Below are 20,962 nucleotides of genomic sequence, written 5' to 3'. Positions count from 1 at the left end.
GAAACACCGCCGCCCACGGTGACGTGGACCGCAGGGTCGGGCGGAGGGTCGAGCCGTACCGTCTCGCGACCGCACGCCGACGGTCGCGAGACGGTCTATCGGCTATCGGAAGGATGCGGCGTGGTCCACGGCCCACTGGGCGAAGGTGCGGGCCGGGCGGCCGGTCAACCGGGGCACCACGGCTGCCCAATCCTCGTTGACCGGGGCGGGCTCGCGGGCGGACCTGGCCCAGACCTCGAACATCCAGTCGACAAAAACGGCCGGATAACCGTCCCGGATCCACTGCTCACGGGCCTGCACCGGATCGTCCTCCTCGAACCTGACCTCCTCACCGAGAGCCGCCCCGATCAGGCCCACCTGCTCGGCCGTGGTGAGCGCCTCCGGCCCGGCGAACGTGTACGTCACCCCTGCGTGGCCCTCCCGGATCAGCGTCGCCGCGATCACCGCGGCAACGTCCGACTCGTGGACCGGCTGGGTCACCGCGTTGCCGTACGGGCGGCGTACCAGCCGATCCGCGCGTACGGACGGGGCCCAGCCGAGCCAGTTTCCGGCGAACTCCCCCGGACGGACGTGCGTCCACTCCAGACCGGACCGCTCGGCGGCCCGTTCGACGGCCAGGTAACCACGGGCGCCCCAGGCGTCATCGTCGGCAGCCGCGCCGGAGAGCACCACGATCCGGCGTACGCCAGCCGCCTTCGCCAACGCGACCACCTCCTCCGAGGTCTCCGGAGCCGCCGGGACCAGGTACATCCTGTCCACCGACCGGAGCGCGTCCCGGATCGTCTCGGGCTGTTCCAGGTCGCCCGCGAACAGTTCCACCCCGTCGGGCAGACCGGCCGTTGCCGGCGTACGGGTCAGCGCGCGGACGGGCTCGCCGGCCAGGAGCAGTTCGTCGACGATCCTCCGCCCCATGAAACCGGTGGCACCGGTCAGCAGGATCGTCATCCGGCTTCTCCCGTCCGTACCGGCGGGCGGAAGTCGGTGGCGTGGTCGAGGGCCCACTGGGCGAAGGTGCGCGGTGGGCGTCCGGTGACCCGCTGGTAGGTGTCGGTGGGTGGCAGCAGGTCCGGCCCTTCGACGGCGGCGGCCAGCAGCTCGATCAGCCACTCGGCCGTCTGCCGGTCGTAGCCGTCGTCCAGCCACTGCGTACGGGCCTGTTCCGGGGTCAGCTCCTCGAAACCGACCGGGGTGCCGATCGCCGCCCCGATCGCGGCCACCTGCTCCGCCCGACTGACCTTCGCCGGCCCGGTGAGCGTGTACGCCGCACCGACGTGCGCATCACCGAGCAGGGCCGCCACGGCCACGTCGGCGATGTCGGCCTCGTGCACCCACGGGAAAGCCGCTGCGGCGTACGGCGCACGCACCACCCGCTCATCCCGGATCCGCCCGGCCCAGTCCAGGGCGCCCACCGCGAGCAAACCCGGCCGTATGTGGGTCCACTGCGCGCCACTGGCTTCCACCAGCCGTTCGACCGCCCGATGCGCGAGCCGTTCCTCGGCGAGGTGTCGCCGCAGCGCACTGATGTCGGGATCGTCCGGGGCGTCGTCGGAGTCGAAGGCGGCCGCGGCGGCCGAGTGCACCACGAACCTGCGTACGCCGGCCCGAACCGCCAGGTCCACGAACCCCGTGCCGGGCTCGCTGTCAACCTCGACGAAGGGAAACAGGTAGACCTGCTCCACCCCGGCCAGGACAGCCTGCCAGGTCTCGGGCCGCGTGAAATCACCCTCGACCGTCTCGACCCCGGTTCGCGGCGGGGCGGCCGACGGTCGGCGGGTCATCGCCCGCACCGGCCTGCCGGCGGCCACCAACCGGTCCACCACCTGACGACCTGTGTTCCCGGACGCGCCGGTCACTAGGATTGTCATGTTGCTCCTTTCCGGATCCCCTGAATGGCGCAATGGACCGCCGCCGTACCCGGCCAAGGTTCACGGCGGCGGTCATCCGGACGATAGGCGGATTTCCGCGACCTCGCACATAGCACATGTGTGCCAATTGGCGGACGGGGTCGGTCTCGACAACCCTGCGCGTGTTCGCGAGCCGCATCGGTGGAGACGGGTCGGCGGGCCCCTGCTCCTGCTAGCGTCGTCACGTGAGTTCCGTGGTCAGGCAATCGGTGTCGGTGAGGTTCACTCGTCGTCGGTGCCTGTCGTGGCCGTCGGAGGTGCGGTCGGTCGGCTGGGTGCCGACGCGGCCCGCCGGGGTGATGCGGCATCCGGGTACGAACGGATGGCTGTCGTCGTGGGGTACGAACGCGCACGGTGAGATCGCGGGTTGTCCGCCGGGAGACGACCTCCGCTGATAGCGGATGTCGCTGCGACGACCACCACTGGTGGTCGCCTTTCCCCCGTTCCGCCTCCCCCCGTCATCGGGTCGACACCGCCTGGCCGTGGCTGTCGCCGCCGTCCGGGGCGGTTACCCCATCACTCGCGAAGGTGCCTGGTTGATGCGCTCGCCACTTCCCCCCGTTCCCGGTCCACCGGCCACATCCGTGCCCACCGTCACGGCTTGCCGGTGACCGCCGTGGTGGTGACCCGGCTGAGCCGGGTGCTGCGCGGCGACGCGGTCGGCGGCGGGCTCCTGATCGTCGCGGCGGTGTTCGCCCTGGTGTGGGCGAACTCGCCGTGGGTCGGTGCGTACGAGTCGCTGCGGTCGGTGACGTTCGGCCCGTCCGGGCTGCACCTCGACCTGTCGCTGCACGCGTGGGCGGCCGACGGGCTGCTCGCGGTGTTCTTCTTCGTCGTCGGGAACGAACTCAAGCAGGAGTTCGTCGGCGGGGAACTGCGTGACCCGCGTCGGGCGGTCCTGCCGATCGTCGCGGCCCTGTCCGGGGTCGTCGTGCCGGCGGGAATCTTCGCCCTCGTCACCCTGGGCAGGGGCGAGGCGGCGGCCGGTTGGGGCATTCCGATGGCCACCGACATCGCGTTCGCCGTGGCGGTCCTGGCCGTTGTCGGCCGCGGCCTGCCCGCACCGCTGCGCACCTTCCTGCTGACGCTCGCGATCGTCGATGACCTGGTCGCGATCATCGTCATCGCCGTGTTCTACTCCGCCGGTCTGGCGTGGCTGCCGCTGTTCGCGGCGATCGCCCTGCTGGCCGTGTTCGGTCTGCTCCAGGCCGGGCGCGGCCCGGCCGGCAGGCTGTGGACCGGTCCGGTGCCGGGTTGGGTGATCTTCGTGCCCCTGGCCGTGGTGATCTGGGCGTTGATGCACGCCAGTGGCGTACACGCCACCATCGCCGGGGCGGCGATGGGCCTGCTCATGCGTACGCGGGCCCGGCCAGGCGAGCGCATCGATCCGAGTCACCGCGTCGAGGAGGTGCTGCGACCGTGGACGAACGGCCTGGTCCTGCCGGTCTTCGCACTGCTGTCGGCCGGGGTCGTGTTCGGCTCACTCGGCGACCTGGTCGGTGAGCCCGTCGCGGTCGGGGTGTTCCTCGGCCTGGTCGTCGGGAAGGTGGTCGGGATCGCCGGGGGCGCGTGGCTGGCCACGAAGGTGTCACCGGCGCAGCTCAACCCGAGCCTGGGTTGGCTCGACATCATCGGCATGGCCCAACTCGCCGGGATCGGCTTCACCGTCTCGCTGCTCATCAGCGAGCTGTCCTATCCCGGCAACAGCCGGCTGGTCGACGACGCTAAGAGCGCGGTCCTGCTCGCCTCCGCCGTCGCGACCATCCTCGCCACCATCATCCTGACCTGGCGTGGCTCCCACCATCGGGGTCGCCCGGCGCACGGCGGGCGGGTCGAGACGGCGGCCCGGTACGGCCCGGCCGACGGCAACGGGGCGCGGAGGTAGGTTTTCTGCTGGTAGGAGGAGACTGTGCCCGAACCCGACGCCACACCCGTCGACCCGGACGTCGACCCGCGCCTGCCCGACGAACACCGAGCAGCGCGCCCCGGCCCGTGGCCGGTCCTCGCGGTGATCGCAGTCGGCGGGATCATCGGGGCGGAGAGCCGGTTCGGTCTGCAACACGCCTTTCCGCACCCGCCGGGCGGGTTCGCCTGGGCCACCTTCTGGATCAACATCTCCGGATGCCTGCTGCTCGGCGTACTGATGGTCCTGGTGACCCGGGTCTGGCCCGGCCGGGCACTGCTGCGCCCGTTCCTCGGCGTCGGAGTGCTGGGCGGATTCACCACGTTCTCCAGCTACACCCTGGAGGTGCAGCAGGCCGTCGCGGCCGACCACCTCCAGATCGCCGTGGCGTACGCGATCGGCACCCTGGTCGCCGGGCTGCTGGCGGTCTGGATCGGCTCGACCGTCACGACCGCGGCGGTACGACAGCTCGGGGAGGGACGATGACCGCTCTGCTCGTCGCCCTCGGTGCAGCCGCCGGAGCGCCGTTGCGCTACCTCACCGACCGCTGGATCCAGAACCGATTCGGTACCCGGTTTCCCTGGGGCACCCTGGTGGTCAACCTCGCCGGCTCACTGGTGCTCGGTTTCCTTGCCGCCCTACCGGCCGCCTCGGCTCTCATGGCCTTCGCGGGAGTCGGGTTCTGTGGCGCGCTGACCACCTACTCGACCTTCAGCTACGAGACGCTACGGCTGTACCAGGAGGGCAGCCGCGTCGCCGCGCTCGCCTACGCCGGGGTCAGTGTCACAGGTGGCTTCGGCGTCGTGTTCGCCGGTGTCGCCCTCGCCCACACCTTCTCCGGATAGCCGGAACCGATCACCCGACGACACGTCGCCGACCGCGTCCGGGCACCCCGCTGACCGACCGAGGACCTTCCCGACACCCGCAGGTGCCCGGTGGACGCCTGCGTCAGTCGGGTACCGCCAACGCCTGCTCCCGGAGCGCCTCCGCGTGCTCGTCGGCGGACGGCTGGTGCAGGTCGCCGACGAAGACCGCCACCGCCACCCCGTCCACGCCGAGAGCGTCGTGCAGCCGTCGCCACGCGAACAGGTTGGGATGCTCGTACGCGGTGCACGCCTCGGCGGGGGCGAGCAGGTCGATCGCCCGCCGGAGCCCCGCCCGGTCGAGCCGGTAGGAGGCGGAACCGGCGCTGTGGCCACAGACCGTGGCGAGGACCGAAGCCGGCAGCGGATGGGCACCGACGTTGATCCGGACGAACTCGACCCGGTCACCGACCAGACGTCCCATGCCGTACGCCTTCGGGGTGACCCAGCCGGGAATCCCCGCCTCGAACCGCCGCCGTGCCGAGGCGATCTCCTCGACCGTTTCCCATCGTTCGGTCATACCGGCAAGCCCTCCGGAAGGTCGAATCGTTGCGCGAACGCGGACATCTGGTCCCGTTGCTCCTGCGGATCGGCCGAGGCGGGACTGATCACGATACGGGTCGCGCCCTGCGCGGCGAGCGCGGCGACGTTTTCGAGTGACATGTCGATGGAACCCCATCGGGTGTATTCGAGGGTCTGCGGGTCGCGGCCCGCCCCGACGGCGGTCGACCGGACGAGGTCCCACTGGATCGCCCGCTCCTCGTTGGTGAGGGCACCGCCGGGAAAGTAGCCGTCGCCCCGGGCGCCGGCCCGGCGAGCGGCCGGGCGGCTCGATCCCCCGACGTGGATCGGCAGGTGGGTGACGCCGAGCGGCTTCGGGTAGCTGCTCAGGTCGTCGAAGTCGAAAAACTCGCCGTGGAAGCCGACTCCCCTGTCGTCACCTTCCCAGAGCAGCCGCAGCACGTCGATCGCCTCGTCGGCCCGCCGGCCCCGGCTGGCGAAGTCCACACCGAGCGCCCGCGCCTGACCGGGGAGGGTGCCGAGGCCCACGGTCAGCAGTCGCATGCGGCCCCCGGAGAGCACGTCGATGGTGGCGAGACGTTTCGCGAGCAGCACCGGGTGGTGGTACGGCAACAGCAGGACACCCGTACCGAGCAGGATTCGTCGGGTGTGCGCGGCGACGAAGGTCAGGCAGTCGAGCGGGTCGGTGTACGGCAGCGACGGCGGCACCGGCATCGCCCCGAACGTCGCGCCGGGATAGAGGACAACGTGCTCCGGCAGGTACAGGGCCTCGAACCCGCACGCCTCGGCGTGCTGCGCGAAGCCCACTATCCGGTCGGGGTCCACGCCGTAGAACGGTGTGCTGTAGCTGATCGCGAACTTCATGGTCATCCCTCCACCGGTCGCAGCGACGCTAAACCCTGCCGCCGGTGTCAAGGCAACACCGACTGCTGCCGCCCGGACGGATGCGTACGGGCGGACAGATCCGGGTAACGGGGTGACAGCCGGCACGGGTGTGCGTACGCCTGCGACGATTCAGACAGATCCAGGGGGTGCACATGTTTCTGATCTTCGGCTTGCGCACGAAGGCCCAGCGGTTGGGGACGGTGCTGATGGCCTGCCGGGCGTGCGGACAGCCCGGGAACCTGCTGGTGATCCGCGAGGTCACCAAGCTGAGCCTGTTCTTCGTCCCCCTGATCCCGGTCAGGACGAAGTACGTGGTCCAGTGCGTGAATCCGTACTGCGGTGACCGGACGAAGGTGAGCGCCGGGGAGGCGCGCAGGCTGCTCGCCACCGGTGTCGGTTCGGCGCACTGAGCATGCTCCGCCGACCGGTGCCGGTCAGTCCTCCGGGATCGAGTCGATCACCGAGACCAGTACGCCGCGCGCCTGCTCCAGGTCACGGATCATCCCGTCGACCCGCGCCTTCTCGACCAGCAGACTGGACCGGAGCGCGGGCGACGGCCGGCCCTCGAAGCAGGGCAGCAGTTCGGCGATCTTCTCGCTGCACAGCGCCGCCGAGTACAGCCGCTGGATCAACTCGACCCGGCCCACCGCGTCGTCGTGATAGCGGCGCTGCCCACCGGCGGTCCGTTCGCTGGCGAGCAACCCCTGCTGTTCGTAGTAGCGCAGCGAACGAACGCTGACACCGCTCGCGGTGGCGAGTTCACCGATCCGCATCGTCGCTCCGATCCCACACTTGCACCTGACACCCGTGTCAGGTTCTAACATACGCGGCATGCCCGAGAACACAGGATCGAACGAGGTACGTCAACTCCGCGTGGTCGTCGAAGCGGCGGACTACGAGGCCGCGGTGACGCTGTACCGGGATGTGCTGGGGCTCCGGCCGGAAGCCGCGTTCGCGGGCGAGGGCGACGCTCGCGTGGTCATCCTCGACGCGGGCCGGGCCACCCTGGAACTCGCCAACCCGGCGCAGCGAGCGATGATCGACAGTGTCGAGGTCGGACGGCCGGTCAGCCCGCACATCCGCCTCGCCTTCGAGGTGGACGACACGACCACCGCGACGGACGCCCTGGTGGGAGCCGGCGCCGAGCTTGTCGCCCCGCCGACCCGGACACCGTGGAACTCGCTGAACTCACGACTCGAAACCCCCGGCGACCTCCAGATCACCCTGTTCCAGGAACTCGGCGGGCCGCGTACCGGAGACGCGTCGCGGGGCGACGTTCCGTTCGCGCTGGTGGACGTGTTCGGGGACGCCCCGCTCACCGGAAACCCGCTCGCGGTCGTGGACCTCACCGACTGGGGTCAACCGGTGGACGAAGCCTGGTACCCGACCGTGGCCCGCGAGCTCAACCAGTCCGAAACCACGTTCATCCTGCCCGGCCGGGACGGCGCCGTACGGGAACTGCGTTCGTTCACCGCCGGCGGGGTGGAGGTTTTCGGCGCCGGTCACAACGCACTGGGCGCCTGGTGGTGGCTGCTGGACTCGGGGCGCCTGACCCGCACCGAGCCCGGTACGGAGATCATCCAGCGGATCGGGGGCCGAAACCTACCGGTGGTGGTCAGGAACGACGGCCAGCTCGACATGCGTCAGACGGCACCCCGCTTCGGCGCGTACGCCGATCCCGATCTTGTCGCCCGCGCCGTCGGCCTCGGCCGGGACGACATCTCCGAGGTGCTGGCACCGCAGGTGGTGGACACCGGGGCCAACCATCTCATGGTGATCCTGCGCGGCGCCGAGGCGCTGGCGGCGGCCACACCGGACAAGCCGGCGCTGATCGCGGTCGCGGAAAGCGTCGCGGCGCAAGGGGTCTACCTTGCCTGGCTGGACGGTACCGAGCCCCGGCCGACCGCGCACGCGCGGTTCTTCAACCCGGGGGTGGGACTCGACGAGGACCCGGCCACCGGCAGTGCGGCAGGGCCGCTGGCCGCGCTGCTGCACCGTCACGAACTGCTCGACGCCGACGAGGAACTCGTCATCGTCCAGGGCGAGACGATGGGACGCCGGAGCACCATCCGCGCGACCGTCGGCCGGGACAACGTGGTGACCGTCGCCGGTCGCGGTTGCGTGACCGTACGCGGAAGCATCCACCCGCCGGGTCCGGCCCTTTCGTAGCCGCTGGCGCCTCGACCGGGTTGCGCCGCCGCAATACGATCGCATCGCACGCGATCGACGGGGGTCACGGTGGCTGACAGGGTCACGGATTCGGGGCCGGTGGACAGGATCGAGCGGGTACGGCGACCATGGCGGCGGTGGCGGACCCACCGCTACGAGCGCGGCGCCCTGGGCTACAGCTCGTCCGGATTCCATCCGTACGCCATCCACCTGGCGAACCGGTCCGTGGACAGGTGGCGCCCGTTCGCCACCAGGTACCCGGCCCGGTTGGCGCGTGCACTGGCCGTACAGGCGGCGTGCCTGCACGCGCGCGGGCGGACCGAGCAGGCGTCGAGCGCCCTCGACGAATGCCTCGACCTCTGCGCCCGTGCGCACGGTCCGGCAGCCTCACCGGACCTGCGGCGCGCCGCCTATCTGCTGGCCAGGACCGGCCGACCCGATGACGCGCTCACCCTGATCGAACGGGTGGTCGGCGAGGCCCGGTCGGGTCCGCCCGGCGAACTGACCCACGCCCTGGTCGAGTACGGCCGTCAACTGGTGCTCCACCAACGGTTCGGCGACGCGGTCGCCGTACTGCTGGAGACGGTCACCCGGGACGCCCCGGGCAACGCTGCCGAGACCCAGGGGCGCTACCTCCTGCTCGTCGCGCTCGGCGAGTCGGGCAGGTACGACGAGTTGGAACGGTACGCCGCACGGGATCTGCCGCAGTTCGCCAAGCTCGCCCGACTCAACGTGATCGAGCGCAAGCGCTACGTCAGCCTCCTCGCCGCGCTGGCCCGCTACCGGTCGGCGGCCGGCGGCGAGACCCGGGGCCGGGACACCGAAACGGTTCTCCGGACCCAACGGGACATCCTGCACCGGCAACTGGCCCGCCGGACGTCGATGTGGCGGGGAATCGGCACGCTCCTGCGGCAGAAGCCGGACCGGGACACGCGGCTGGCGAACCAGGCGGAGCGGCTGGAGGCGGCGGTTGCCGCCGAGGTCGCCGAGGTGGGGCGGCTACGGGAGGCCGGCGACAGTCCCGCGCTCGCCGACGCACTGGCCGCGCTCGCCGAGGCCCGATGGCGTACGGGCGGCCAGCGCAGCGAGGCGCTCACCGTACAGCGGGAGGTGGTGGACCTGACCCGTCGCCTCGCCCGGCAGGATCCCGCCGGGTCGGCAACGCCGCTGGTCGACCGACTGCGCCGATTCGCCGAGTGGGCCGAGGTGGTCGGGTTGCACGGCGACGCCCGAGCGGCGCGGGACGAAGCCGACTCGTGGTCCGCCGGCAACCACCGGGCAGGAGACTCCTGAACGACCGGGGGAGCGCCCACGATCGGACGCTCCCCCGGTTGCCTGGTCACCCACCGCCGACCGGTGCCCCGGCACCGATCCGCAGCGCCGCTAACGGAACTGGACGTACGTTCTGAACTGCTTGCCGTCGTCGAGCGAGAGGACAAACTCGCGGCAGGTTCCGGCCCAGCTCCGATCCGTCTTCCACGGATAGGTGTAGCGGCCGTGGCCGCCCGCCGAGAGCTTCGAGTGGCCGGGCGTCTCCGCCTTGACCGGCAGCGGCCCCGGCGTCACCGTCCCATCCGGATTGACGGTTTCCAGGGTCGCGCAGTCGACCAGCCGGGAGTACGGCGAGTTGCTGGCGAGAAGGTCGCGATCGTGGTCACGGCCGCGATCACGGTCGTGATTCCGGCCGAGGTCGAACTGCATCGGTGCGGTCGAGCCGGCCTTCACACTGTTGAGGGTCGGCTTCGCGGACCGGTTGGTGAACGGGCGCTCACATGCCGGGTGGGTGTCATACGCACCGGAGTTGTCGTCCCGGCCGGTGGTGCCCTGGACCGCGCTGTAGCCGAGGCCACGGCGGGCGAACGAGGCCCACAGGGTGCAGTTGTTCTCGCCCCCGGTCAGCGCCGCGTCGGCGGCGATGATCGCGTCCCGGCCGACCACGAATCCGGGTGCGCACCCCTGGATCTTCAACCCGTCGATCACGAGTTGCATGGCGAGGTTGTTGCCGCCGGTGTCCCAGCGTCCGTACGCGTTGCGGTTGAGCCCGTGCCGGTCGATCAGGTCCCAGGTCATGTCCCACAGCACGGCGGCCCAGCCGTGGCCGATCCCGTGCGGCGCGGCCAGCGAGGTGCCGTCGAGCCAGGCACCGGTCTTGATGCTGTCGTAGGTGAACGGCTGGATCTCCATGTTCCGCGAGTACGGCCGCGGCCGGAAGCCGTCACCGGAACGGCTGTCGGCGAACTGGGCGTACTGGCCGTAGCCGCGCGGGCCCTCGGGGTCGTCGAGATCCGGGTTGATCAGCGACACGATCGCGAGGAAGTCGCTCCACCCCTCGCCCATCTGTTCCTGCCCGCTGAGGCAGTTGACGTTCGGGCCGCCGGTCAGCCGGTTCGAGACGCCGTGACCGTACTCGTGGAAAATCGTCTCCGACCGGAAGGCGGCGTCGCGCATCGCCGGGCGGTCGACGTTGCGGTGCACCCGCCCGGACGCCGGGAGCGCCGCCCGCAGGGTGCCGCCGTCTGCCTGGCTCACCATCACGGCGGGGATGCCGACCGATGGGCTCATCGAACCGTTCATCACCACCGGGGCGCCCGTCGCGTTGTTCACGACCACCACCGCGACCGCACCGGCGGTTTCGGCGTTGACCACCTGCGTGTGGTAGTTGCAGGCGCTGGTGCGGTCGACCAGGGCGATCGACCCGGCCGGCAGGCTGTACGCGGTGCACCCGTCGCCCACCGCGTCGACGCCGTCGTCCACCGCGACAACCTGGCCGCTGAAACCGGCGTTGGTGGGCGCGGGGGTGAAGCGGGCGTACTCGGCCTCGTAGATGGTGGCCCCGGCGCCCGCGCCGATCGTCACCGCGTTCGGGAGCCCGAACTGGTTGCCCGGCCACAGGAACATCTGCATCCGGGGTGCACCCCCGTCCTGGGCGGGGGTGGAGAAGTTGGCGTTGTTCTGGCCGGAGCCGTCCTGCGCCTCGCACCGGACGTCGTCACCGCCGACGCCGCCGCGTTCGTAGTTGTTGACCTGGAAGTTGCCGCCGACCTCGTTGAAGCCGTACCGGTAGGTCAGGTCGTGCACGATGTTGCACCAGTAGAAGAGGTTCGCCACCGCGGCGTCGGTGTAGGTCTGCGGCTGCTGGTTCAGGTCCGCCGGGAAGTTGAAGTCGAGACCGGGGCCGCCGTCGGGCACGCTGTTCGGGTCGGGCTGGTTGTTGGCGTCGCGATCGGCGTACGCGCGGACGTTGTTGCCCTGCGTCGTACTGGCCTCCGCGCCCGCCACCCCGTCGGTGTCGTGCCAGCCGTACGGGGAGGCCGTCGCGTCGGCCGGGTTGGTCACCAGGCTGCGCGGCCCCTCGTTCGGGTCGTTCTTGGGGAACGTGAAGACGCGGTAGCTCGAACCGTCGTTGACCCGCTTGGGCGGGAACTGCGGCCGGACGTCGACCGGGCGGGTAGGTCCGTTCCCGGTCGGGCCGGTACGGCGCCCTAGGGTGCTGGCCAACTCCTCCGGCGCGTCGTGGGTGGTCCAGTCGTCCACGTTGAGCAGTGCGCCGGTCGTACCGTCGACGGTGGCGTTCCAGAGGTGGGCCTCGTCGGAGTCGTCGATCACCAGTTGCCAGGCGAGGCGAAGGCCCTCGTCGGTCCGCTGCCAGCCGAGCCGGGCCGGGATCGGCTGCCCGGAGATGCCGCTGCCGGAGACCACCGTGCGTCGGGCGGGTCCTGCGCCGCGGTCGAGCACCTGTGGGGCGGCCGGAGCGGGCAGGTCCAGTGCCTCGGCGGCGGCCTGCACCGCGGCGGGTGCGTCCAGGACCGCGCTGCCCGAGGGCCGGTCCGCCAGGCTGGGGGTCAGGGTGTGGCCGACGAAGACCACGCTGCCGTCGCGGGCGATGCTGACCGTGGCCGTCGCGCCGAAGACCTCCAGTTCCTGGAACCGCTGGGACAGGTTGACGTGGGTAACCCCGTTGTGCTCGCTGGTGTAACTGGAGGAGACGACCAGGTCACCGAGGTCGGCTGCGGTCACCCCGTACCGGGTGGGGTTCGTACGGAGGTAGTCGATCGCGATGCTCTCGGGCTTGCCCTGGTTCGGGCCGGTGAGGAACAGGGCGTTGCGGCCCTCCGTACCCGTTTCGCCCGTGGTGTTGTCCGGTGCGGCCGAGGCGGGCTGTGCCGCCATCGGTGTCAGTACCGCGACCAGCGCGGTGACCAGCAGAGATGCGGTGTGGCGACGGACCGGAGTGGGGTGTGGACTGAGTGGCACCGGTGCTCCCTTCGTTGCGCGGGTACGAGGGCGCTGGAGATCACAGAGTGGGTTTTGACTGACAGTACGGATCACTTCACGGTCGGTCGTCCGACGGATGTTCAAAATCATCAATGTCCTCTGCTACGGCTGTCGGACCCACCGCCCTCCGGACCCGACACTTCGCTCCGCGTCGCGCCTTGACCCCAAGTCCTGTTGAGGTTTTAGCGTGGTTACCGATCGGCAGAGCCAGGGGCCGGGCCGAACCGGGCCACGGTGGATCGAGAGGACGACACTGATGACCGGCAATTCCGCGACCACCGAGGCACCACCGGCCGTGACGGTGCTCGGCCTGGGTGAGATCGGCTCCGCACTGGCGAGCGCCTTCCTCGCCGGCGGGCACCCGACGACGGTGTGGAACCGTACGCCGGGAAACGGTGACGACCTGGTCGCCCGGGGAGCGCGGCGGGCCGTGACCGCCCGCGACGCCGTCGCCGCCAACCCCCTCGTGGTGGTCAGTGTGAAGGGCAACACCGCCGCACGCGAGATCCTGGAATCGGCCGGTGACGCGCTTGCCGGCCGCGCCGTGGTCAACCTGACCGACGGTACGTCGACCGAGGCGAGAGCCGTCGCCGGGTGGGCTGCGGAGCAGGGTGCGGAGTACCTCCACGGGCAGATCATGACGATCGCCCCCGGCATCGGGCACCCGGACAGTGTCGTGTTCTACGGCGGAGCCGACACGGTCCATGACCGCTACCGGTCGACGCTCCGGCTGATCGGTGGCCGCGGCACCCTGGTCGGCGCCGACGCCGGTCTACCCACCCTGTACGGGATGGCCGTGCACGGAACCATGTGGGGAACGCTCAACGGATTCCTGCACGCCGCCGCACTGCTGTCGAGCGAGGGCGTCGAGGTGAAACGGTTCCTGGAACAGGCAGGCGCCTCGGTCTCCGCGCTCCTGTCCCACCTGCCGTCGATCGCCGACGAGATCGACCGTGGCGAGTACGCGACCCCGTACGGCGGGCTCCGGCATCACCTGCCGTCGGTCGAGGACCTGGTCCGGGAGAGCCGGGCGCGGGGTGTCGACGAAGGGTTGCCCGACTACACCCGGACCCTGGTGGCCACGGCAATCGACGCGGGTCACGCCGACGACAGCTACTCCCGCCTGGTCGAACACTTCAGGCAGCGGTGAACAACGCCTGTCGTCGGCCGACGCGGACGCGCGTGCTCGGCGGCGGGCCGGTGCCCACCGCCGAGCACGCGCCGGTTGACCGCTACTTGGCCAGGAAGGCGAGCAGGGCCTCGTTGACCTCTTCGGCATGGGTCCACAGCAGACCGTGTGGGGCCCCTTCGAGCTCGACGTAGTCGGCGTCGGGCAGGAGCTTGTGGAACGGGCGGGCGGTCGCGTCGATCGGAAGGATGTTGTCCGCCGTGCCGTGCAGGATGAGCACGGGTACGTCGATCTTCGGGATGTCGGACCGGAAGTCAGTGATCCAGGTCGGTACGGCGGCACTGGAGGCGTACCAGGAGGCTCCGGCGGCGACGTTCCAGCTGTTGCGCAGCGCCTCCTCGGACAGCCGGGTGCCGAGGTTCTCGTCGGTGTTGTAGAAGGACTTGTAGAAGTCCGTGAAGTAGGCGTACCGGTCGGCGGTCACCGCGGCGAGGATGCCGTCGAAGAGTTCCTGCGGCGCCCCGGTCGGGTTGTCCTCGGTCTTGAGCAGGAACGGTTCCAGCGACGCGAGGAAGGCCGCCTTCGCGATCCGCCCCGAGCCGTACGTCCCGAGGTAGCGGCCGACCTCGCCGGTACCCATCGAGAATCCGACCAGCACGACGTCGGTGAGGTCGAGCGTGTCGAGCACGGTGTTCAGGTCCGCGGCGAAGGTGTCGTAGTCGTATCCGGTGGTGGGCTGGCTCGACTGGCCGAAGCCGCGGCGGTCGTAGGTGATGACCCGGTAGCCCGCCTTGAGCAGGGCAGCGCTCTGCTTCTCCCACGAGTGCCCGTCGAGCGGGTAACCGTGGATGAGGACAACCGGCTGACCCGCACCGTGGTCCTCGTAGTAGAGGTCGATGCTGGTGCTGTTCTCGGAGCCGACGGTGATGAAGGGCATCTCTGCCTCCGATGATCCTGTGATCCTGCTGAGAACGGTCGTTCTCACCTCGTGGTAGTAGCCTAGACAACGATCGTTCTCCGCGCACCATCCGGAACGGGGTCGATCGGGTGAGAGGTGTCACCCCGAGCGAGGGAAGAGGAAGACGGTGACCGGAGAGAGCCAGCGGCCGGACGACGACGCCGTACGGGCGAAGGTGCTGGAGACCGCGGACCGGCTGTACTACACGTACGGCGTCCAGGCCGTCGGGATGGACACCCTGCGCGCCGAGTCCGGCGTACCGCTCAAGCGGCTCTACCGCCTGTTCCCCTCGAAGGAGTCGATCGTCGAACAGGTCCTGCTCGGCCGGCACGAGGTGTGGAACGCGCTGGTCGAGAGCGCGATCGAGACCGGCGATCCCCGTCAGCGCCTGCTGGCGATCTACGACATGCTGTCCCGCTGGTTCGACCAGGACGACTTCCGCGGGTGCATGTTCATCAACTCGTTCGGCGAACTCGGGTCGACCGCTCCCCGGATCGCCGAGATCGTCCGGACACACAAGGAGGGTTTCCAGGTACGCCTGGCCGAACTCGTCGCCGAGTCCGGGGCACCGCCCTCACTCGCCCCCCAACTGGCGATCCTCGCCGAGGGAGCCCAGACGACGGCCGCGATCGCCGGCACCAGCGACGCCGCGACACACGCCCGCCAAGCCGCCGAAACCCTCATCAACGCGGCCCTGCAGACCAGCAGGACAACCACCGGGTAGACCGCCCGGACCACAGCCGGACATCGGCGGCCCTGAGTCTCGGCGGCCACGACGGTGGACGGCCCGGCGTGCGGCCCTCCCGGCTGTCAGAGAGCGGGGTGCTGGTCGCGGACCGGGCTCAGCGACTCCAGCAGCGAGGCGATGTACAGGATCGTCGATTCCGCGTGCCAGTTGGCCGCCACCTGCACCCCGATCGGCATGCCCTCGCCGCTCGTGCCGAACCGCATCGACAGGGCGGGAAGTCCGGTCAGGTTGAACGGAACGGTAGGCGTCATCAGCCGGAAGGCGTCCACGGTCTGGCCGTCGACGGTGAACTGCGTGAGGGCGTGTGCGTGTGCGGGGATCGACGTCACCGGGAGCAGCAGCGCGTCGTACCGCTGGAAGTACTCCGCGAATCCGTCCCGCAGCCGCTCGACACCCTGCTCGGCCCGGACGTAGTCCTGCACCGGCGTGTCGGGGGTCGAGATCATGGTCTTCGAGTACCTGAACCTCTGGTCCTCGTGCCCCGCGGTGGCCTCCTGCATCGCCGGTTTCATCTCCATGACGTGCTGCCGGGCGAAGAGATCGAAAGGGTTGTCCCGTTCGAGTGCCGGGATGGTCACGGCGTCGACCCGGAGCCCCGCTCCCCGCAGGGCGTCGGCGGCCTTCTGCACGGTCGCGGCGGTCTCCGGGTCGATCGGGCCGAGTCCCGAGTCGACCAGCCAGCCGACGCGGACGGGCCGGTCCGGCGAGGGACCCAGGCCGGTGTCGAAGTCGTACGGAACGATGGAGAAACCGTCGGCACCGTCGGGACCGGCCAGCAACGAGTACGCCAGTGCGAGGTCGCGGATGGTCCGGGCCATGGGGCCGGCGTGCCAGTCACGACGCGGCTCCCGTGGCCAGGTCCCCGTCATCGGGATGCGCCCGTGCGTTGGCTTGAGGGCCACGACACCGGTGTCGGACGCCGGCCCGCGCAGCGAGATGGACAGGTCACTGGCGAGCCCGAGCGGCGACATCCCGGCCGCGATCGCCGCGGACTCCCCGCCGCTCGAACCCCCGGAGGAGCGGTCGAGGTCCCAGGGGTTGTTCGTCCGGCCCGTCAGCAGGTTGTCGGACTCGATCCAGTACGCGAACTCCGGAAGATTGGTCTTCGCCAGGAGGATCCCACCGGCACGCTTCATCCGCGCCACGGCGGTGGCGTCGGTGTCCGGGACACGCCCCGCGAAGATCGGCGAACCGCGCTGGGTGAGCACCCCGGCGGTGTCGAACGAGTCCTTGACCGTGAAGGGCACGCCGTGCAGCGGCCCCACCTCCGCCCCCGACGCGAGTTCCTCGTCCGCCGCCCTCGCGGCGTCCAACGCGCCGTCGGCGAGCGTGACCACGGCGTTGATCTTCGAATTCGTGGCCTTGATGCGGTCGAGGTACGCCTGAACCACCTCGACCGAGGAAGCTTTCCCTGTGCGGATGAGCTCGGCGAGCTCGGTCGCATCACAGCGGTTCAAATCCGTAGTCATGATGGATTCTGGGGCGGAACCGAACCCGGGCAGGCACGTCGAGGCAGAATTTCGCCTCTCCGGGTGAATGCCGTCGCCTTTGGCGATGTCAGTCCTGGCTTTGTGCCATCACCGCGAAGTGGGGCCGGGACAAGGGTCACCCACGCAACAGGGCGATTGCGAGGGCGGCCATGAGTGCGGCGACCAGGCCGTCGACCACCCGCCAGGCGCCGGGACGCGACAGTGCGGGGGCGAGCCGGTGCGCACCGTAACCAAGGGCGGTGAACCAGACCACGCTGGCCAGGACCGCGCCCGACCCGAACAGCCACCGGTTGTCGTACTGGTTGGCGACCGAGCCCAGCAGCAGCACCGTGTCCAGGTACACGTGCGGGTTCAGGTACGTGAAGGCGAGGCACATGGCGATCGTCGTACGCAGCGGAACCGGGCGGTGGTCGGTCGGCGTCAACCTGTCGGGGCGCAACGCCCGCCTGGCCGCGAACAGCGCGTAACAGATCAGGAACGCGGCACCCACCCAGCGAACAGTGCCGGCGACCGCCGGGCGGTCCGCGATCGCCGCGCCGAGGCCGGCTATCCCGAGGGAGATCAGCAGCGCGTCCGACGCCGCACAGGTCAGCACCACCGGGAGCACGTGCTGGCGGCGCAGCCCCTGACGGAGGACAAAGGCGTTCTGGGCGCCGATGGCGGCGATGAGGGCGATGGAGGCGGTGAAGCCGGCGAGGGTCGAGGTCAGCACCGACCCGACGCTACGGTTCGGCCTGATCGCACTCCAGCTAAAGATTTTCGTGCCCGATTAGCATCTCTTAACATGGCACTCGACTCCGGCCAGTTGGCCGCACTCCAGGCGGTGGTGGACGAGGGCAGCTTCGAGGCCGCCGCCCGCGCGCTGCACATCACCCCGTCCGCGGTCAGTCAGCGGATCAAGGCGCTCGAACAGGCCGCCGGGCAGGTGCTGGTCCGGCGTACCCGACCCTGCCAGCCGACCGAGGCGGGCCGTCCCCTGGTCAGGCTGGCCAGCCAGCTCGCACTGCTCGAACGGGAGGCACTGGACGCCGCGCGTGGCCCGCTGACCGGGCAGCAGACCCGTACCCGGATCGCGGTGGTGGTCAACGCCGACTCGCTCGCCACCTGGTTCCTGGGCGCGCTCGCGCAGCTGCCGAGCGATCTCGCGTACTGCTTCGACCTGCACCAGGACGACCAGGACCACACCGCGGACCTGCTCCGCGACGGGTCGGTGATGGCCGCGGTGACGGCGCAGCGGGTCGCGGTGCAGGGCTGTCGGGTGCACCGGCTCGGCGCCATGCGTTACCTGGCCATGGCCTCGCCCGAGTTCCACCGCGCCCACTTCGCGGCGACCGACACCACCTCGGCGCTGGCGACGGCGCCCATGCTCCAACTCGACCGCAAGGACAGGTTGCAGCACCGCTTCGTCAACAAACTCACCAGACGGCGGCTCGACCCTCCGATCCACTACGTTCCGGCGGTGTCGGCGTTCACCGAGGCGATCAGGCTCGGCCTGGGCTGGGGCATGGTGCCCGAACGGACCGCCCGCGAGGACCTGGCGGCCGGTCGGCTGGTCGAGATCGCCCCCGGGCGGCACCTCGACACGCCCCTGTACTGGCAGTCCTGGCGCCTGGAGTCGACCGCCCTGGCCACCCTGACCAGCGCCGTGCAGGCAGCAGCCGCGACGGCACTGCGCTGAGCCACCGCCCTGCCGTCGACGACGCGGCCCGGCGGCCGGGCGCTACCCGTTCCGGTCAGGGGTGCAGGCCGAGGTAGGTGATCGGACCGGCGTCGGTGACGTCGACGGGGTGGAAGCCGAGCCGGTCGTAGAACACCCGCGCGTTGGCGTTCGCCGTGACCATCCCGAGATGCAGGCCCGGTACGCCGGCCCGGCGCAGCGCCGCGGTGAACGTGTCGATCAGGGCCCGCCCGTGACCGGTGCGCTGGTACGCCGGCAGCACGTCGATGTGCAGGTGCGCGGGGTACCCGGCCAGTTCGGGCAGGACCATGCGCTCCGGGGTGTGCAGGAGGTGCGCCATGACCTCGTCCGGCGTGGTCGGCTCCCCCGCCGGTGGTGGATAGTCGTCGCCGACCCGGGGCAACCACTCTTTGCGGAACCGGCGGACGAACACCCCTGTGTCGGCGGTGCCGAGGACGTAGCCCACGGCCCGCCCGTCGTGGTCGAGCACGAACGCCAGGTCCGGCTCCAGATACGCGTACGGGTGGGCGAAGATGTTCGGCAGGATGCTCGGATCGGCGTACGAGCCGGTGGCGTCCTGTCCCGCGTCTGCCGTACGGATGCAGATGTCGTGCACCGCGTCGAAGTCACCGGGCCGGTACGGGCGGATCAGCATCGTGTCGCAACCTGCCGTTTCGCGCGGACGGTCGGGCCACCGGACATCGGGCGCCGGATCGAGGTTTGTCGAACGGCCATCGTACGGTCCCCGGGTACGAGGCGCGGGACGCGTTCGCCCGACTGCTGTCGATCAGGAGAAGCGCTCGATCGTCACCGGGATCAGCCCCTGGTGCCGCATGACCGCCATCAACCCCCGCAGCACGGGTCCGATCCGGTCCGCGCGCCTGCTCCCCAGGTCTACGGTCAGGTCCAGGCACCAGGCGACACCGGGACCGACCCTGCGAACATCCCACCTGAAGAGGTCCTCGGCCACCCGAAGTTCGGCGCTGCCGGCCACCCGCGCCCGTGGATCGTCGGCGTCCGGAGACACCCTCATCTGCCACCGGGACCGCAGCCTCGCCAGGCCGTCATCGGGCAGGTCGTTGACGAAGAGGATCCGGTAGAACCGAGTGCTGTGAAAGCCCTCGGGGACCTCGCCGGCCCCCAGCCGCAGCGGCGGTGCGGTCGCCAGCGATTCGGCCGCGCCGAAAAGGGAGCGCAGCGTCTGTTCGTCAGGCAGGTCACCGCCACCGAGCCAGCGGTAGACCTGCACGACCTCGTCGCGGTCCGCCGTGGCGATCCGGCTGCGAAGACCCGCATCCGTCCGTACGCGCCGACTGAAGGGTGCCGCACCCACCCAGCCGTCCAGGACTGTCCACCTCGCACTACCCAGGGCGAGCGCCGTGTGGTCACTGGCGAGTTCGAACTCCTCCACGAGGACTCCGACCGGCGCGGCGGGGGCTTCACCGTGGTGTCTCTCGGGCTGGATCAGGTAGTAGTCCAGGAACAGGTGCGACGAGGATGCGGGGACGTCGGTCCTCCGCGGTCGGCGTACGGCGGTCTCCATCGCCGCAACATACTCCCGCCCGGACCGGTCACCACGACATGGCGACAGACCGCACAGACGCCGCTATCACCACGGACCAAGGTGATAGCGGCACCGGTCGTTGATCACTAGCAGGGATCAATGAAGCTCTGCACATGTCCCGAGTCGAGGTAGTAGTCACTTACATATTGCGGAGAGCCGAAGGGGTTGTCGAGCTTGACCCAGATGTTGTAGCCGAAAACGGGTGTACCCGTAGTCCAGCAATGCATCTCAACTCGATATCCACCGGGGACAGTGGAGACGATATTGTTGATATCGGTGCGCGGCGATGAGCGGACATTCAGGTTGCCCGAAACGTGTATGACGAAGGCGCATTTGCCGGTGTCGTCCCAGGGGCAGGGGTGCGTGGCGGCGGATGCCGGCGACCCGAACAGCAGGGTGGAACAGAGTGCCGCCACGACTGCGGACACAAAGAGGACAGAACGTCTTGCCATGATTCATCTCCCTGGGTGTGGCTGGGATGGCGTCATTCGTTGATCACTGCGGGTGCACCGTGGCCCTACCGACCGGGTGCGCGTGGATCACGATCATCCTCTGCACCAGAGGCGAGAGGCCGCGTGATCACAGGTGTACCGAATGAGAGGGGCGTTCACCACCTGGGTGTCACCGTCCATGGTGATGCAGAGCCCACTGACCGCGTTCCTGAACTCGTAGTAAGGGCTCCCATCCCGCTCCAACTTCCAGAAGCGTGGCTTGGTACGAATGTGTTACGGACACAGACACCGCTCGGCCATGACCAACACGCGACGGCTCGGGCACGGCGGGCAGCATCACCCCGTCGCTCCTACGAGCGGATGCTGACCTCCGAACTCCCACCCCTTTCGCGTCTTGAAGAATCTTCGAGATGTCGGCTACA

General features: G+C 70.0%; 21 protein-coding genes. 9 read left to right on the top strand and 12 right to left on the bottom strand.

Translation table 11 applies throughout. The annotated features are described in order from the left end of the window. Positions 1 to 102: 102 nt before the first annotated feature. Together ACWEFB_RS17565 and ACWEFB_RS17560 are read right to left on the bottom strand one after the other, a co-directional pair. Positions 103 to 945, bottom strand: a complete 843-nt coding sequence (locus tag ACWEFB_RS17565) for an NAD(P)H-binding protein (protein ID WP_452286594.1) — start codon at positions 943 to 945, stop codon at positions 103 to 105. Then, positions 942 to 1,865, bottom strand: coding sequence for an NAD(P)H-binding protein (locus tag ACWEFB_RS17560; protein ID WP_452286592.1), 924 nt, complete (start codon positions 1,863 to 1,865; stop codon positions 942 to 944). The genes ACWEFB_RS17565 and ACWEFB_RS17560 overlap by 4 nt, the downstream gene beginning before the upstream one ends. 646 nt (positions 1,866 to 2,511) lie before the next feature. On the opposite strand from ACWEFB_RS17560, the gene nhaA reads away from it, so the two are divergent. From nhaA to crcB (ACWEFB_RS17545), 3 genes are read left to right on the top strand one after another with little or no spacing between them, the layout of a single operon-like run. After that, positions 2,512 to 3,789, top strand: coding sequence for a Na+/H+ antiporter NhaA (gene nhaA / locus ACWEFB_RS17555; RefSeq protein WP_452286823.1), 1,278 nt, complete (start codon positions 2,512 to 2,514; stop codon positions 3,787 to 3,789). Between the two features lie 24 nt (positions 3,790 to 3,813). Beyond that, positions 3,814 to 4,293, top strand: coding sequence for a fluoride efflux transporter CrcB (gene crcB / locus ACWEFB_RS17550; RefSeq protein ID WP_452286591.1), 480 nt, complete (start codon positions 3,814 to 3,816; stop codon positions 4,291 to 4,293). Further along, complete coding sequence (crcB, locus tag ACWEFB_RS17545; RefSeq protein ID WP_452286589.1) at positions 4,290 to 4,652, top strand: fluoride efflux transporter CrcB; 363 nt, start codon at positions 4,290 to 4,292, stop codon at positions 4,650 to 4,652. Before crcB (ACWEFB_RS17550) ends, crcB (ACWEFB_RS17545) begins: the two co-directional genes overlap by 4 nt. Before the next feature lie 103 nt (positions 4,653 to 4,755). On the opposite strand, the gene ACWEFB_RS17540 is transcribed toward crcB (ACWEFB_RS17545), so the two are convergent. After that, the gene (locus ACWEFB_RS17540; RefSeq protein WP_452286587.1) at positions 4,756 to 5,190 is read right to left on the bottom strand and encodes a hypothetical protein; all 435 of its coding nucleotides are present in this window, start codon (positions 5,188 to 5,190) and stop codon (positions 4,756 to 4,758) included. Then, positions 5,187 to 6,062, bottom strand: coding sequence for an LLM class F420-dependent oxidoreductase (locus tag ACWEFB_RS17535; RefSeq protein WP_452286585.1), 876 nt, complete (start codon positions 6,060 to 6,062; stop codon positions 5,187 to 5,189). Before ACWEFB_RS17535 ends, ACWEFB_RS17540 begins: the two co-directional genes overlap by 4 nt. A gap of 167 nt (positions 6,063 to 6,229) precedes the next feature. Between ACWEFB_RS17535 and ACWEFB_RS17530 the strand changes: the two genes are divergently transcribed. Beyond that, entirely contained in the window at positions 6,230 to 6,487 is a 258-nt protein-coding gene (locus ACWEFB_RS17530) for a zinc-ribbon domain-containing protein (protein ID WP_452286583.1), read from the top strand. A 24-nt stretch (positions 6,488 to 6,511) separates the two neighbouring features. Here ACWEFB_RS17530 and ACWEFB_RS17525 read toward each other — a convergent pair whose 3' ends face one another. Beyond that, positions 6,512 to 6,850 (bottom strand): MerR family transcriptional regulator, encoded by a 339-nt coding sequence (locus tag ACWEFB_RS17525; RefSeq protein ID WP_452286581.1) that lies wholly within the window; start codon positions 6,848 to 6,850, stop codon positions 6,512 to 6,514. 58 nt (positions 6,851 to 6,908) lie between these two features. Between ACWEFB_RS17525 and ACWEFB_RS17520 the strand changes: the two genes are divergently transcribed. Both ACWEFB_RS17520 and ACWEFB_RS17515 read left to right on the top strand, forming a co-directional pair. Further along, positions 6,909 to 8,246: a PhzF family phenazine biosynthesis isomerase gene (locus ACWEFB_RS17520; RefSeq protein ID WP_452286578.1), complete on the top strand. Its 1,338-nt coding sequence runs from the start codon at positions 6,909 to 6,911 to the stop codon at positions 8,244 to 8,246. A gap of 99 nt (positions 8,247 to 8,345) precedes the next feature. Next, positions 8,346 to 9,539, top strand: a complete 1,194-nt coding sequence (locus ACWEFB_RS17515) for a hypothetical protein (RefSeq protein ID WP_452286576.1) — start codon at positions 8,346 to 8,348, stop codon at positions 9,537 to 9,539. Between the two features lie 90 nt (positions 9,540 to 9,629). On the opposite strand, the gene ACWEFB_RS17510 is transcribed toward ACWEFB_RS17515, so the two are convergent. Beyond that, positions 9,630 to 12,500 carry a M36 family metallopeptidase gene (locus ACWEFB_RS17510; protein ID WP_452286574.1) on the bottom strand — a complete coding sequence of 957 codons (2,871 nt, stop codon included), beginning with the start codon at positions 12,498 to 12,500 and terminating at the stop codon, positions 9,630 to 9,632. Between the two features lie 277 nt (positions 12,501 to 12,777). Between ACWEFB_RS17510 and ACWEFB_RS17505 the strand changes: the two genes are divergently transcribed. Next, on the top strand, positions 12,778 to 13,671 hold the full coding sequence (locus tag ACWEFB_RS17505) for an NAD(P)-dependent oxidoreductase (protein ID WP_452286572.1): 894 nt from the start codon (positions 12,778 to 12,780) through the stop codon (positions 13,669 to 13,671). A gap of 82 nt (positions 13,672 to 13,753) precedes the next feature. Here the strand turns inward: ACWEFB_RS17505 and ACWEFB_RS17500 are convergent, their stop codons facing one another. Beyond that, positions 13,754 to 14,587, bottom strand: a complete 834-nt coding sequence (locus tag ACWEFB_RS17500; protein WP_452286570.1) for an alpha/beta fold hydrolase — start codon at positions 14,585 to 14,587, stop codon at positions 13,754 to 13,756. Positions 14,588 to 14,735: 148 nt separating this feature from the next. Here ACWEFB_RS17500 and ACWEFB_RS17495 point away from each other — a divergent pair, with 148 nt between their 5' ends. After that, positions 14,736 to 15,332 carry a TetR/AcrR family transcriptional regulator gene (locus ACWEFB_RS17495; RefSeq protein ID WP_452286569.1) on the top strand — a complete coding sequence of 199 codons (597 nt, stop codon included), beginning with the start codon at positions 14,736 to 14,738 and terminating at the stop codon, positions 15,330 to 15,332. Between the two features lie 86 nt (positions 15,333 to 15,418). Here the strand turns inward: ACWEFB_RS17495 and ACWEFB_RS17490 are convergent, their stop codons facing one another. Together ACWEFB_RS17490 and ACWEFB_RS17485 are read right to left on the bottom strand one after the other, a co-directional pair. Next, positions 15,419 to 16,825 (bottom strand): amidase, encoded by a 1,407-nt coding sequence (locus tag ACWEFB_RS17490; protein WP_452286567.1) that lies wholly within the window; start codon positions 16,823 to 16,825, stop codon positions 15,419 to 15,421. A 136-nt stretch (positions 16,826 to 16,961) separates the two neighbouring features. After that, positions 16,962 to 17,558 carry a LysE/ArgO family amino acid transporter gene (locus ACWEFB_RS17485; RefSeq protein ID WP_452286565.1) on the bottom strand — a complete coding sequence of 199 codons (597 nt, stop codon included), beginning with the start codon at positions 17,556 to 17,558 and terminating at the stop codon, positions 16,962 to 16,964. 72 nt (positions 17,559 to 17,630) lie between these two features. Here ACWEFB_RS17485 and ACWEFB_RS17480 point away from each other — a divergent pair, with 72 nt between their 5' ends. Then, positions 17,631 to 18,524, top strand: a complete 894-nt coding sequence (locus ACWEFB_RS17480) for a LysR family transcriptional regulator ArgP (protein ID WP_452286563.1) — start codon at positions 17,631 to 17,633, stop codon at positions 18,522 to 18,524. A 55-nt stretch (positions 18,525 to 18,579) separates the two neighbouring features. Here the strand turns inward: ACWEFB_RS17480 and ACWEFB_RS17475 are convergent, their stop codons facing one another. The 3 genes from ACWEFB_RS17475 to ACWEFB_RS17465 form a co-directional block, all read right to left on the bottom strand. Further along, positions 18,580 to 19,179 carry a GNAT family N-acetyltransferase gene (locus ACWEFB_RS17475; RefSeq protein WP_452286561.1) on the bottom strand — a complete coding sequence of 200 codons (600 nt, stop codon included), beginning with the start codon at positions 19,177 to 19,179 and terminating at the stop codon, positions 18,580 to 18,582. A gap of 132 nt (positions 19,180 to 19,311) precedes the next feature. Further along, entirely contained in the window at positions 19,312 to 20,067 is a 756-nt protein-coding gene (locus tag ACWEFB_RS17470; RefSeq protein WP_452286559.1) for a hypothetical protein, read from the bottom strand. Positions 20,068 to 20,174: 107 nt separating this feature from the next. After that, positions 20,175 to 20,540 (bottom strand): hypothetical protein, encoded by a 366-nt coding sequence (locus tag ACWEFB_RS17465; RefSeq protein WP_452286557.1) that lies wholly within the window; start codon positions 20,538 to 20,540, stop codon positions 20,175 to 20,177. Positions 20,541 to 20,962 lie beyond the last annotated feature (422 nt).

This window comes from Micromonospora sp. NPDC004704 (genome assembly GCF_053601675.1).
This window is presented reverse-complemented; position numbering and strand designations above follow the sequence as displayed.